Source organism: Paraburkholderia sp. BR10882 (assembly GCF_040948855.1).
Taxonomy (GTDB): Bacteria; Pseudomonadota; Gammaproteobacteria; order Burkholderiales; family Burkholderiaceae; genus Paraburkholderia; species Paraburkholderia nodosa_A.
Map to the genome: position 1 here is coordinate 283,384 of NZ_JBFPKP010000002.1, position 13,296 is coordinate 296,679.

At 52.3% G+C, this 13,296-nt stretch carries 13 protein-coding genes; 1 reads left to right on the plus strand and 12 read right to left on the minus strand.

The genetic code is table 11. The features are described from left to right. From AB3X99_RS06250 to AB3X99_RS06280, 7 genes are all read right to left on the minus strand, one after another. Positions 1 to 1,722: a hypothetical protein gene (locus tag AB3X99_RS06250; RefSeq protein WP_368616413.1), complete on the minus strand. Its 1,722-nt coding sequence runs from the start codon at positions 1,720 to 1,722 to the stop codon at positions 1 to 3. A gap of 45 nt (positions 1,723 to 1,767) precedes the next feature. After that, positions 1,768 to 2,058, minus strand: a complete 291-nt coding sequence (locus AB3X99_RS06255) for a hypothetical protein (protein WP_368616414.1) — start codon at positions 2,056 to 2,058, stop codon at positions 1,768 to 1,770. Positions 2,059 to 2,162: 104 nt separating this feature from the next. After that, positions 2,163 to 3,902 carry a hypothetical protein gene (locus AB3X99_RS06260; RefSeq protein ID WP_368616415.1) on the minus strand — a complete coding sequence of 580 codons (1,740 nt, stop codon included), beginning with the start codon at positions 3,900 to 3,902 and terminating at the stop codon, positions 2,163 to 2,165. Positions 3,903 to 3,911: 9 nt separating this feature from the next. Then, a complete protein-coding gene (locus AB3X99_RS06265; RefSeq protein ID WP_368616416.1) occupies positions 3,912 to 4,526 on the minus strand; it encodes a hypothetical protein in 615 nt (204 codons plus the stop codon). Positions 4,527 to 4,567: 41 nt separating this feature from the next. Next, a complete protein-coding gene (locus AB3X99_RS06270) occupies positions 4,568 to 4,912 on the minus strand; it encodes a hypothetical protein (protein WP_368616417.1) in 345 nt (114 codons plus the stop codon). Further along, on the minus strand, positions 4,909 to 5,190 hold the full coding sequence (locus tag AB3X99_RS06275; RefSeq protein WP_368616418.1) for a hypothetical protein: 282 nt from the start codon (positions 5,188 to 5,190) through the stop codon (positions 4,909 to 4,911). Before AB3X99_RS06275 ends, AB3X99_RS06270 begins: the two co-directional genes overlap by 4 nt. A gap of 151 nt (positions 5,191 to 5,341) precedes the next feature. Next, positions 5,342 to 7,963 (minus strand): hypothetical protein, encoded by a 2,622-nt coding sequence (locus tag AB3X99_RS06280; RefSeq protein WP_368616419.1) that lies wholly within the window; start codon positions 7,961 to 7,963, stop codon positions 5,342 to 5,344. An 83-nt stretch (positions 7,964 to 8,046) separates the two neighbouring features. Here AB3X99_RS06280 and AB3X99_RS06285 point away from each other — a divergent pair, with 83 nt between their 5' ends. After that, positions 8,047 to 8,595 (plus strand): hypothetical protein, encoded by a 549-nt coding sequence (locus AB3X99_RS06285; protein WP_368616420.1) that lies wholly within the window; start codon positions 8,047 to 8,049, stop codon positions 8,593 to 8,595. A gap of 46 nt (positions 8,596 to 8,641) precedes the next feature. On the opposite strand, the gene AB3X99_RS06290 is transcribed toward AB3X99_RS06285, so the two are convergent. Genes AB3X99_RS06290 through AB3X99_RS06310 form a run of 5 tightly spaced genes read right to left on the minus strand, consistent with a single transcriptional unit; the run spans position 8,642 to position 13,209 of the window. Beyond that, the gene (locus AB3X99_RS06290; protein ID WP_368616421.1) at positions 8,642 to 9,598 is read right to left on the minus strand and encodes a DUF5309 family protein; all 957 of its coding nucleotides are present in this window, start codon (positions 9,596 to 9,598) and stop codon (positions 8,642 to 8,644) included. Between the two features lie 35 nt (positions 9,599 to 9,633). Beyond that, entirely contained in the window at positions 9,634 to 10,782 is a 1,149-nt protein-coding gene (locus AB3X99_RS06295; protein WP_368616422.1) for a hypothetical protein, read from the minus strand. Positions 10,783 to 10,811: 29 nt separating this feature from the next. After that, complete coding sequence (locus tag AB3X99_RS06300; RefSeq protein WP_368616423.1) at positions 10,812 to 12,224, minus strand: PBSX family phage terminase large subunit; 1,413 nt, start codon at positions 12,222 to 12,224, stop codon at positions 10,812 to 10,814. Between the two features lie 17 nt (positions 12,225 to 12,241). Further along, complete coding sequence (locus AB3X99_RS06305; RefSeq protein WP_368616424.1) at positions 12,242 to 12,766, minus strand: NUMOD3 domain-containing DNA-binding protein; 525 nt, start codon at positions 12,764 to 12,766, stop codon at positions 12,242 to 12,244. After that, complete coding sequence (locus AB3X99_RS06310; protein WP_368616425.1) at positions 12,763 to 13,209, minus strand: hypothetical protein; 447 nt, start codon at positions 13,207 to 13,209, stop codon at positions 12,763 to 12,765. The genes AB3X99_RS06305 and AB3X99_RS06310 overlap by 4 nt, the downstream gene beginning before the upstream one ends. Positions 13,210 to 13,296 lie beyond the last annotated feature (87 nt).

A 13,296-nucleotide genomic window follows, 5' to 3' on the forward strand; every position in this document is an offset into this window, starting at 1 on the left:
TTAGCCCCCGTTACGCATGTTTGATGGCAGCAAAACGCCTGCTGCACGCAACTTGTCGCGTTGCTTTGGATCGTTTGCAAAAGCTTGTGCTTGGTTAATCTGCGCTTGGGACTTTCCGTCCGCCCACTTCGGATTGATCAATGCTGGATCCCAATCCACAAACTTCTTTGTAGCAGCGTCGCTCAGTTGCTGAATTGTCGTACCTGCTGGTAGCTGCCAAGAGTTACCGTTGACCGTTACCGTTGTCGCCTTCTTCAGCGGTGTTTCCATACCACCGTTTGCTGCAACGTATGCAGAGCGAGCTTCGCTATCAATGCTGTCGTAGTCCGCCTTCGACTTCAGAAGCGCTGTAGTGCGCAACATATTCTCGGGCGTCGCTGTGTCTGGGTTTGCGACTGTGTTTTCAGCAAGCTTGAGGAAGTTCTGATCCATACGTGAGCCACTTGGAAGACCACTCAAAATCTGCTGAATGTTCGTTGACGCAAACTGTTGACGCAGAATCGAATTTGGGTCGTTCATACCCAACTTGCTTTCGACTGTACGCATACCGGCGCCGATAACACCAGCGCCTGAACCGTTCATTGCATCTGCTGTCTGCAACTGGTTCAGGAACTGCCCCGCTTGCTGTGACTTCGTGACCGCCGCTTGCTGCGCCGTGTTGTACTTTTGCACGTTCTGGTTGACCTGCTCGGGAGCAAGACCGCCTTGTTGCACAACTTGCGGAGTAATTTGACCGCCTGAGCCTGTCCCGTTGTATGCCGTAGTCGTGTTGCCTGCTGGCGTGTTGACGATCTTCGTTGCACTGCCCAGATTGATACGCTGCCCTGTCTGTGGGTTGATGCCGTACACGTTGCCAGCGTCGTCCGTCTGAACGTTCAGGTTCGGATGCAGACCTTGGAATGCGCTGATTGCGTCTTGTGGCAATGCGCCGGCTGCAATCGCGCCCGGAATTGTGAAGTTAGTGCCCGCTTGCGCTGCATACGCCATCAGTGAGCGCTTACTTGCGTTTGCTAGCTGTGTCTGCTGGGTGTTCGCGATAGTCTGCTGGTTGTTGACGTTCGCAGTCTGTATCTCGCGCTGTGCGTTTAGTTGCGCAATCTGGTTCTGAATTTGCTGCTGCTTCAACGCGTTGTATGTCTGCAAGCCCGTCTGTGCGCCCATACCAACAGCAGCAAGGCCCGGTGTCCCGTAGCGGCTGTTTGCCATCATGCCGAACCCGGCATTCATCAATGCCTCGCCCAACGTTGGGTTCGAACGCATTTCGGTCATCAGCTTGGACAGAAAGCTCGGTTGCGCTCCCGCGGAAGTGTCCGTGTTCGCTGCAGGCGTTGCGTTGCTCGGTGTGTCTACATCGGCGACCGTTGACGTGCTTGGGTTGTCGCTGTTAGTCGGTGCTGCTGTCGCGTCGTTGTTGCTTTCAGAGTCTGTGTCGGACTGATCGACGTTCGCTTTTGTTGCATAGCTTGGGTTCGCGTCTGAACCCTTTGCGTCGTTCGAATCACCTTGCGCTACCTGAGAAAGCAAACTTTGCTGGGTTGCGGCTTGGATTGGCTGTGCTTGCTGCGAAGTTGAGTCCTGACCTGTGACGCCCATCAGTGCGGATACGCCGCTTGTCGGTGTGCCCTGTGCCTGTTGCGCTAACTGCTGTTGTTCGTCATCCGTCAGCTTGAACGGCAACCCACTAGAGTTGTCGAGACCCAAAAGTGAGAGAAGAGATGCCATATTGAATCCTTTTCTTATTCTTGTTATTTAGTTCAGATGGCTCGCTTAGAACGGATCGACAATCACATAGGCCGGTTCAAACGTCGGCGGTGCGTTTGTGCCCACGTTACCAGCAACTGTGCAGTACCAGCCGATCAGCAGATAGTTGTGCCCGTCGATATTTGATACGGACGGGTTCTTGTTAGCGAGGAAATCTCCTACGCCCCATGTAACGCCTAGCACCTTGCCAGTTGGGTTTGTCGTCAGCGGTTTGCCTACTGCTGTAGGTGGCGCAGATGCGGCGTTATATGTCGCTGCAATCTGCCCCGCTGACAACGCATCGATCTGCGTGGCCATCTTGTTTAACACTTGCTCCAACTGCGAAGTGTTCGCGTATGTAATGCTCTGCCCATTGATCGTCGTTGTAGTTGTTGGAAGGACGATTCTCCCTATACGTGCCATTAATTTCTCCCCGTCTGCACCATCAGCGGGTACCACTGCAACAACTCAAAGTCCCCTGTGAATGTCAGGTTCAAGTTGTGCCAGCGTGCGTTCTGATCGACGTCTATTCGCGCATCACTAGCCATAAATGGCCCTGTCTGCGTAGTTGTAATTTGAGTTGGGTCGCTCGTGCCTAGTGTTGGGCGTCCTTGCCACAGAGCAGACCCAGATACAGGCTCCTGATAGAAGCGCATCTTGAACTGCTGCATGGACGAGTAAAACAGGTCGTCACCGAACGCGTTCGTTGTGATTGTTGCGCCGCTCGATGCACCTGCTAATGCTTGCAAGGTACTGTTGCTGTCGAAGTAGCCGGGTGTGACGCGGAAGTTGATCCAAAACGGAGAATCCCACGACACCGTTGGCAAGTCTTGCCAGTCCTGATACAGCACGCCCAATTCGTTGTATGTTATCTGCCCGCTAATGACCTGCACGAAGCCTTGAATATTTGTATCCATGCGCCCCCACGTACCAGTTGACCAGTTGTAGGTTATGCAAGTGTCAAGCGCGCCGTCCAGTGATGCGTTCGAAGCAAACGCCCAATAGATGATTCGTTGGTTTTGATCGAAGTACGAGCTGATCGCCGTCTTGTAGTTGGGGTTGAGCGTATTGAAGAACCAACGACGCACGTTCTGACCGATAGGTACAGGCAAGCTATTGCCCTGATACGCGTAAAAGTCATCCGGCCCAATAAAGAACAGCGCTGTGCCTGTGTTGACCACTGCCTCCTGACACAGCGTGCCGATCTCCTTGCTGATAGCTTGGAAGTCCCAACCAATTGGATAGCCGGTCTGCGTGCCGATGAACATCGAGTTAGATTTGAACAGGATGGCATTCGGACCTAAGCTAGTACCTGCTGTGATTGGTCCCGGTGTGTCGATCAACTGGCCGTATGCGCAAAGCGTCTGCTCATTCGTGTAGTCCCATTGCGTGTGATCGTACATGCCAGATGCGAACCAGAAATTTCCCCCAGCAACCTGAGGTGGAGACGAGCAGTTGCACACAAACACTTGACCGTTAGCGACGAAAATAATTCTGCCCGCAGGCGCCGCTACTAGTTCTGCTGTAGCTGTAGCACCAGCACCTGTGCCTGTGCTGTCGCTGATTGTGATCGTTGGTGTGTTGTAGTAGCCCGATCCTGCGCTTGTGAGCGTGATAGCGGTTACAACGCCATCTGTAACGGTTGCTGTAGCTGTTGCCTGAACGCCTGTGAGCAAATCAGGAGCAGAGATGGTCACTGTTGGGCTTGTGTAACCTGTCCCGCCTGCCGTTACTGTGATTGACTGCAACGACACAGGCACATTCGTAAATGCCCCGTCCAAGCTTGCTTGCAACACGTCTGTTCCGTTGACCGCAAGCGATTCGTTGCCGAACGCAGCAAAGCGCCACTGGTTGCCGCTGCCAATGCTGTAACCACCAGCGCGGCTTTGATCGACCCAGTTACCACCTGTGCTCTCAAACAGGCGGCTCTCAGTGCCTGCAAATTGTCGGTCTGTTCCATCGAGGCGCGAGATCAATGCACTGCCTCGCGCAGGTTGTGTGAGCGCCGGTAGTCCAGCATTTACGGGGCTTGCTGCGCTCTTGAAGCCAATCAGAGTTGGCACAACGTTGTTGCATGTCTGGAATATGCCCGGTGTACTCGGGTCAAGGTCAGGAGCAAACCCGAGCAGTTTCTGTGGCTGTATTTGTAGTTTTGTTGCCATTCGACACCTTTAGCTGCGTGTTCTTGTTAGCTTTGTTTTCTGCGGAGTCGATGCAATGATTGCTGCGTTCTTCGCTTCCTGAATTGCTTCGGACAAATACCCCTGCCATGTTGCAATGCGTTCGTCATCCATCAGGTACGGCTCGGCTTCAAGCAACGTCGCGTACAGATAGATGTTGGGATAGTCCTCAAGCAGCCAGTTGCTTTCGTTGCTGTCGCTTAGGCCCTGCAATGCGCTGTAGTAGTACAGGCTCAGTTTTGAACTGCCATCTACGTAGGTTTGCAGGAACAGGTTGTTGCCGATGATCGTGAACTGGTACGTGTAGTCGCTGGTCTTCTCCAAGTCCAACTGCTCAGGCGAGATGTATGTCATCGGAACGCCGTTGTAAGTGCAGCGGATCAACGCGCCGAAGTCAGACGGCAACGTGATGATGTTCGTGCCTTTCGCTGGGGTCAGCGAGTAAGGCAGCGCAACTTGTTGCGGCAGCGTCTTGATGAGGTTCGATAGCCTTGCTTCCGCAAGCTGAATGAACAGCGGAATTTGCGCGTTCAGGTTTTGACGCTGCAAGTACGTCGCAACCACGTCCTGAAAGTCGTCGTATGATTCAAAGTCTAGTGATGCCATTTGTCACCTAGTTATTGTTGTTATGCGGTGAGCAGTTCGCGTTACTGGCCTCGGTAGGCGCTACGCAAACGGAATGCCGCTAAGTCTGGGTCCATCAACAGCGCTTTGATGTGCTTCTTGTTCTCGCCGGGACTCCAGAACTCGGCCCATGTGATGCCGCGCGTAAAGCAATACTGCTCGATGATGATGTCTGGAACTTCCATCACAGGGCGCATTTCCTCACCTCTGCTTGATGTTTGCTCCAGCTCGTCGCGCATACGCTTTGCTTGTTCAACTGCACCCGTAATGTCTACCGTGTGGATTGCCGTGATCGTCTCGCCCGTTACGTCCTTCTCGATGTGAAAGTCTGTGCGACGTGTGAAATCTTCTGGGAAGAACTTCTTCATGCTGCATCACCCTTCAACTGCTCTTTCTTCTGCTTAGCGATACGACCGGTGTTGCTCAGGTTCTTCAGCTCCTGCTTGAAGCCGCGAACAGCTTGCACCTTGTGCCACGCTAGCTCGCGTTCCTCAAGCTTTAGCGAATCGATCATCTTCTGTGTTGCTTCAGCTTCCATCTTGTCCAGAGTGGCAGCTAGCAGGGCATTGGACAGCAGCGCTGCTGCCTCGTTGCCCTTAGCGATTTGCGCGTCGTACTCAGTGGCGCTCTTTTGGTTACGTTGCATCTTTAATCCTTAATTGCTTGTCCAGAGTGAATCAAACACTCCACTGTTAGGTCGGTGACGTACTCGTTCCAATACTTCTCCCAACGCTTCTCCTGTTGAGCTTTGGTACTCAACAGGTTTCTGAGCTTGTAGAACATTCTCATCAGCATCTTTATTGTCCTTGTGGGCCTGTTTCATCAGGCGTACTTGGTTCTGGTGCATCAACGACTGCTTGCAAGAACTTGTCGTAGTCGCCGCTCGCCTTCAAGTTGATACCGGTCAGCGCATCGTTGAGCGTCCTTGTGGTCGAGCTAAATGTCTCGTTGAACATGGCCGCTTCTTCCTGCGGATCGACCATCGCTTGCAACGCAGCTTGCTCACGCTGAATAGCAGCTTGCAGATAAAGCTTCTCGCGTTCGATCTGTTGCTGTGCGACGAGCTTTTGCATCTCGCGTTCATGTGCCAACTGCGCTTGCTGATTGTCGCTCTGCGCTTGCGCTTGGATACGCATTGCATCCAGTTGCGCTTGTCGTTCCTGACGTTGCTGTTCGGCCTGTGCGCTTTGCTGTGCAATTTGCAGCTTGACTTGATCCTGTGGCGGAACTTGTGGCTGTGGTGGTTGTGGCATCGGTGCTGGAGGCGCACAGAAGTACTCTTCTGGGTTCAACCCCATTGCCTTCACCAGCTTCTGTACCGTGTTATGCACAAGGTTCAGGTTCGTCATGCCGGTTGACTGTGCAAGCGCTGCCTGTTGCAGTTGCAGCACCTGTTGCAGGTTTGCTAGCTCGCGGGACTTGTCGCCGGTGCCGAGACCAACCTTTACGTCTACGTCATAGCGATTAGCCGCATCCATCGGGTCAGCTTCCATCAACTGGCCGTTGACGCGGATTTGCATGTACTCGTCCTGATACTGCGCCAACAGTTTTTGGATGCGTAGCGCAAGCGGCTTAAATCCTGTCTCCGCAAAGTGGCGTGCGATCAACTTGATGCGCTGTTCGCTGCGCTCTGTCATCGCCTGATAGCCTGTCGCTGTTTCGTTCACAATGTCAGCGTCACTACCCTGTGTCAGCTTCTGCACACCAGTACGCTCCTGCTTCATGGTGTCCATCACTTCGATCAATGCAGTAACGCTTGACACGTCGCCGCTTGTCGTTTGCAGAACGCCAACAGACTCAGGGCTCTTGACGCGCACAATGCCGCCTGGACGTGAATCCAATAGGTCATCGAGGTTTACTTCCCCGTCTACTGCAAACATCCGCGAGTTAGCGCCCAAGCTCACATTGTCGATCAACGCACGCATAAGCTGAGTCTGGTTCAACTGCGCGTTGCGCGCTTGCTCCGCAGGAGAGATACCGAACGCTGTATGTGGGATTGGGTTCGCTACAAGCAGGATGAACGGATTGCCATCTACAGCTTCGTTCAACAGGATCGTGTTGCCGCAATGGATGATCTTGCGCCACTCTGCAACGCCAGTCTGCATGTAGTCCATCTTGATGTAGCTCTCAACGACAATCACCTCACGCATTGATGGGTCTACGTTGTTGTTGAAGTAGCTGTATGCGTACGAACCTTGTAGCTGTGTGCGAGCAAGGAACGTTGGCGACATCTCAGGATCAAACTGCGTGTTGCTGATCTCGTCCAGCAAGTCGGCATCGAAGCCCATCGCTCGCAAGTCTGAAATGCTTATGCGACGTGCGTGTGCGCAGTACGTTGAGTCCTGTACGTTGCGTGCGAGCGGGTCAAAGTAGAACTCTTCCAGCGGAATGTTTTGTAGCTTGACTTGACCGCGACTGTTCTTGGTATGGTCAACGTCTTTGTAGATCACCACGTCATGCAGGAACTCGCTGATCTTCGGGTCGTTGGGATCAAGCTGCGTGTTCTGCGCAAGCTGTAATGCATTCGCACCCTGTTGTGCTCCTTGCTGTAGTTGCGGAGCAATCGCTGGTGCTTGGCCAGTTGCCATTGCCAAGCCGTGCTGCAACACTGTCAGCGGACTAAAGTCCGGGTTCTCGTACTGCTTGTGCTTGATGATGGCAATCTCGCCTGCTTCCGCCGCTAGTGCGAGCAAGCCGTATTGCAAGTCGGTCAAGCCACGGTGGTAGTCTGAGGTTGGGGCAAGGTCAGGCTCCCAGTACACTTTGAGAATTCCGGCCGGTGTCCACAACGCATCGTGAATCCATGTGCGTGCAATCTCGTAGCCACAGTTCTCGACCTTCCAGACGTGGTTGACCATCGCTGTGGTCATTTCCGCGGAGCGTTCTTGTGCTGCGCTACGTGGAGTAAAATTAACTACGTCGTCGGTGCCGCAGAACACGTCTAGCAGCGGTGGCAACAGCCAGTTGACCGTATCTGCTACGGAGCTATCGACCCAATGTGATCGACCTGGGCTGTCTGGGCGTTGGTAGTCGCCGTGTGGTTGCGCAAAGTAGTCTTCGATACTCTGCATTGCACGGATGGAAATCTCATCGCGGATGAACTCACGAGCGCGTGTGCTGCGAACATTCAAGATCGCAATCACGTCCATGTCGGACAGCGGCTCTAGTGGCTTCCCGTCTTCGTCTGTGCCGTGCTTCTCTGCTGATACTTCGATGCTTGGGCCTTCATCTTGTGGAAGGACACCCGGCAGCAGTTGGTTCATTTGCTGCACTAGCGCATCGTTGGGCTTGCGGTTCTTCTTCTTTGCGAACAGCGGATTGTTGTCGTCAGGTGGCGGGCTGAAGTTGCCGTTACCATTGACGAAGCTTGAGTTATCATCCTCTGGGACAATCTGGCTGTTGTTGTTCTTGTTAGCCATTAACGGTTCCTGTTATCAGGTTTACCGTATATTTAGTTAGCGCGATTCATCTAATACGCATACGCCACCGTAGCGAGGGCAGCATGACACCCGCGGAAGCACACAACCTTTTCCAATCTTTCCCTAAGGACTATGTTGCCTGGCAAAAGGTCAGGGACACGTATACGCGCGAACGTATGTCTGAAGCCATCAAGGCCATCGAAGCGTCCAACGGCGTTACCGAATTTGACCTGCTTACGGAAGTGCTCGACAGGCTTCACGATCATGTAATCGGCCCGTCGCTGCTGAATTACGTTAGGAACGCGTACAGTGCCTTGATCGTGCGACAGTTCGTTGGGGAAGTCGCGGCGAACAAAGACGCCGTCACTGTGTCTGCTTACGATGTACGCGATCATTTGAACGCGATCCACTTCGACGGCAAGACGGAAGATAAAACCAAGGCCAAGAAGTTTCCCGCCATCTTTGGGGTCACTCAGATCGATCTCGAAGAAGCTGCTGACGATATCAACAACCAAATTGAAGGGCATAGAATTCGCTTGAATGCGATCTACTTGCACAATCGACTCCGCGACACGATCGACACGGATGACAACACCGAAACAGATGGTTGGATCAATAAGACCAAGATATGAAGAAAGGGAGCATAAGCTCCCTTTCGTGTTACCGCATGTGCAACGCTTAGACGTTGTTCAGATCGCGGATCTGGAAGCTTGATGCTTGGTTGCGAGCTTCCAGCGTGCCTTCCCAACGGATCTGGAAGTTGCGTGCGTCGCCGGTTGTTGCCATTTCTTCGGTCTCCATGCCACGCAGAACGGCCAGTGCGAACATGTCAGTGTCGACGCCGTATACGGCGTGGTCACCAACTGCTGACAGCACACGGTTAGGAACGCATGTAACGTCGCCAAAGTCTGACTGATAGATTGTGTAGCTTGTCTTCAGCGTGACTTCGCCGCTGTTATTAATGTCTTGGAAACGGGTGACGTTGCCTGAGAAGCCTGATTGCACTTGCTTGCCTAGTGGAGTCAGCAACAGCATATTGACGTTACCACCGGCGTTGTAGGCTTCAAGCAGACCCTGCTTCAACAATGTTTCTGTATAGGCTTCTGGTGTACCTGCAACAGCGGCTGTACCTGGGTTGCCTGCTACTGGAGCGGAACCGCCTGCACCACCGATGTAGTTTGAGCTAATCCAGCCCGCCAAGCCCTTCATTTGACGGCCGGTTGAGCTTGAACCTGCTGCGGAAGTACCATTGACGATAGCTGAAGCTTCAATGTCCTTCTTCAGCTGCATCATTGTTTTCGCTTGGAGACGAGCGATCTGGTTTGGGCCTGCGTGCTTAACAGCTTCTTGTGTGTTTGACACGGAGAATGCGTCCAACACGATCTGGCTGTAGTTGCCGAGACGTGCTGTTGGAGCTTCAACGCTGTATGAAGCGTCGGCACCTTCAACTGCTGCATTGTTGGCGATTGGCGCGCTCAATGCGTCAGTTTGCCACTCGTGGTAGATACCTGATGCTGATGTTTGCGCGATTGCTGACACGAATGGGGTGTCAGTTGGGGAGATCATGAATACCTTGTCGATCAGGTCTTCGCGATTACCTACTGTGCTGTAGGTTGTTACTGTATTGGCTGGCATTTTATTTTCCTTATAGTTAACCAGACGGATTCAAATTACTTCGTCTTCTTTGACCATTGATTGGCCAAGTAAGCTTCAAAGTTCTTCTGGGATGGGTTTGACTTCAATGAGTCATTCCATCCCTTTGCTTCGCGTGCTGCTGCGGTCTGTTGCTGGCGTTTTGCAAAGCCAGGATCACCGCTAGTAGTCGCGCCTGCATTCAAAGTTTTGCCAGAAGGTTGGTTGCCCTTCTTCTGGTTGTTAGCTTTTACTAACTGATCGTACAAAGCTGCCTTATGTGCAACCATGAGCAAACGAGCGTCGTTTAGGCCGTCTCGTTCCTCTTTGGTAAAGCCTTCTGCATCCAGATACGTTTCGATCTTGCTTGCGGCCTTCTTTGCCACCTCTGGGTTCTTCCACGTAGGGAAAAGCTCATACAGTCTTTGCTGCTGTGCTTTCAGATGCTCTTGCTGCTTCACCTTGAGTTCCGCTTCTTCGTTCGTGCGGATTTGCTGTTGGTGCGCCTTAGCTTGCTCCACTTGGTATTGCTTCGCTTGCCAGTACTCTTTCTGTCGAATGTATTCGACAGGGTCGTTCTGTAGCAATGCATTCCAATCTGGTTGCTGTGCTCGGTAAGATTCTTCAATAAAATTCTGATATTGAGTCAACAAGCCCTTCAAGGGGTTGCGCTCTTGCGAGTACAGTTCCTTGATTTCGTCCGCTTCTTTGCGCATTTCAGAAGCTGTGACGTGGAGCTTTTCAGCGTCCCTGAACTTGGTTGTTGCTGCACGGTATTTCTGTGCATCTGCGATCAACTCAGATTGCTTAACTTCGAATTTCTCTCCATCTACTGTGATCTCGAACATCGGCTCGTCGTCGTTGTCCTTGCCTTCCTCGTCTTTGGTATGCTCTGAATCGCCGTCGAGTAGGTCCAAGTCCAGCGCGTCTTCGTCGCTGTCGGACTCACTATTAACTTCTTGTTCTTCACCGCTTGCTTCTGCTTGCGGTTCAAACGGATTGGGAAGCATCTTCCCTTTCTCACCGCCCCGCTTACCCTCAAATGCTTTTGGGATCGATTCGGTCTTCTCGTTAAGGTAGCTAGCAAGATCATTCTCGCTAAGGGCTCCGCCAATTTCTGCGCCGCTGATTGCAGGGTTTGCGCTTCCGCTGCTTTCATTGGTAGGAGAGTGATTTTCTGTCGCCATTTTTATTTATCCTTGTTTTAGGCTATGGTTCATCTAAAGACGCTGTTGCTCTTGTAGTTCAGCGGCTTGCCCCACGTAGATGATTGGTTTGTTGAAGTGAGGGCTTCTTGGTTGACTGCCACGTATCTGAACGCGTCAGCACCGTGTGAGAATTGGTCGTGGACTGGATCACCAAAGCTGCCATCTGCACGCTCCTTGTAGTGGTAACGCTTCAGGCACTCCAGAAGCTTTGTGGTGTTGTCCTTGTCGAAGTACACGACGCCAAACATCTGCTTTGCTGAACGGATGCCCTGATCGATTGCCATGTTGGGCGTGATCTGCACCTTCCAGCCGAATGCTTCCATGATTTCTTGTGCTGATTGACCAGTCTTGAAATCGCGGTGTGCGCCATCGTGTGGGAGCCACATAGTCCCCCAGTTGGCGCTGTGCTTGACACCCCAGTCACGTAGCTCGTGGTTGTACTCGGCCAGCGTCTTCTGATTGCTCTCGATATAGCCAACTACGCGCAATTCAGAGAGGGTTCGTTGCACAAGGATGATTGCGGTCTGGTCGGCCCAGCCCAAGTCCCAGATTGCATGCACTGGAAGCTTTGGATCGACCATCACGCGTGTAACGCGGTCTTGCTCAAATGCCTTGCTCAGTTCACGGAAGTACACCGCGCCAACTTGTGCTGGCAATATCGTGCCTTCCCAGATGTTCTTGTATTCGTCTTCAGGTAGGCGCTTTAGGTCGGCTCTGCGTTCCGTTTCGAGGACTTGTGGGAACCAAGGGTTGTGGTTCCAGTTGACCTCTACGTCTTTCACGTCATCGCGGGTATCAAGCACATAGCGCTGATAAACCGCGTCGGTATCAAGCGATGGGTTCCACGTAAAGTAGAAGCGTGACCCTTCGTTACGGATTGTTGGGATTAGAGTCTTCAGCGACTTTTCTGTGAGTCCTGCTGCTTCCTCACCCCAACAAATATCAATGCCTGAGAACGACTTGATACTGTCTACTGTTTGATCCGACAAGCCCTTGAAGATGAATACGCTGCCATTTGCTCCGCGGATTTCGTTCAACGTGAACGTGTAGAAGTCGCCAAGACCAAGTTCACTTATCAGGTCAAGCAGCGACGTATAAACTGAGTCCTTGATACTGTTCTGCACTTCACGGAAGCACAGGATTTTTAGCGGCTTGGTGTATGCCTGTATCAGCAGGATTTTTGCCACTGTTACCGACTTGCCAGAGCCACGACCACCACGCATTGAGACGAAGCGGTACGTGCTGTTTAGAAGTGGCAGAAAGTCTTCAGTGATGCTGGTGTTGTGATCGGTGCCTTGCAGTGGGTTGCCGTTGATATCAACGACGCCAAGTAGGTGCTGCTCGCTGCTAGACTTGAATACGCCTATGCGGAATTGCTTTGGTTGCTTGATCTGCTGTTGTTGCTTGACCAACTCTTCCAAAGCGTCTAGTCTTGTTATTAGCGTTCTAGACATTCACTGCTCACAACCAGCGCTTTTTCTAATTTGCGTCGCGCTTTTGCCGCTTTCACAGCCTCGCTGATCTTTAATCGCGTTTCTTCAGAGGCTGGTTGATTTTTGCGTCCTTTAAGAGCCGCATTAATGTTTGCTTGATGCTCAGCTGTACGTGGTGGTTTTTTCTTACCTTTTAGTGCAGCACTAATCTTGGCTTTCTGTTCAGCAGAGATTGGGGGCCGTTTCTTGCCAGTTCTACGAACACTTGCCTGTCTGACATTGTCGGCCGCAAGACAGCAAAAAATATTGCCTAGCTCGTAATGCCCAGTATCATTCGTGCGGGCCATTACATACTGACCTCTACGTGGACCGCGTTCGTGGTAGTGGCCTGTTGCTTGCCACCAGTCCCACCATTCTTCGAAGGTCAAGCGGAACTCGATTGGATTGCCGTCTGCGTCTAAACGTTTCTTGGTGCGTGTGCGTTGGTCAATAAACGCAGCCCTATCTTTTTTTGTTGGAAGTGATGTCATTGCGATAGCGCGCCCTTTAGCAGTTCTTCAAGCTGCTCGATGCGCTTGATCAGTTGCTCTTGTTCGTGAACGTTCGCGATATGCTTGATACTGTTGATGATGTCGAGCGCTACATCTGGCGGTAGCTCGCCCTTGCTCATCGCGTCCATGACCACTTCGGCTTTCTCGTGGTATGGCGCGTTGCGGTCGTATTGGAATGCAACTGATGGGAGCGTTGTGCGCGCGGTCGGGACTGCTGCATCCAGAAACGCTTTCAACATGTCTTTGTTGTTGTTCTGGAAAGCTTCAGTTGCGATATGGTCGTAGAGATCGTCTTCTGACCATCCCTGGATGCGCTGCAATGCCGCTAGCGCTTTTGTCTTTGGTGACTTGCCGCGTGTGTTACCGGGTGTCGGCTGGTTGGTCGCCGTAAAGGCATTAGTTGGTTTGTTCTTGTTGCTCATGCTTCCTCGCTGGGGCGCCCTTGCGGGTAGGCCATTCAAGTTCTATGAACCGTATTTAGCGAGGTGAACAAGCATCCAAATGAAATA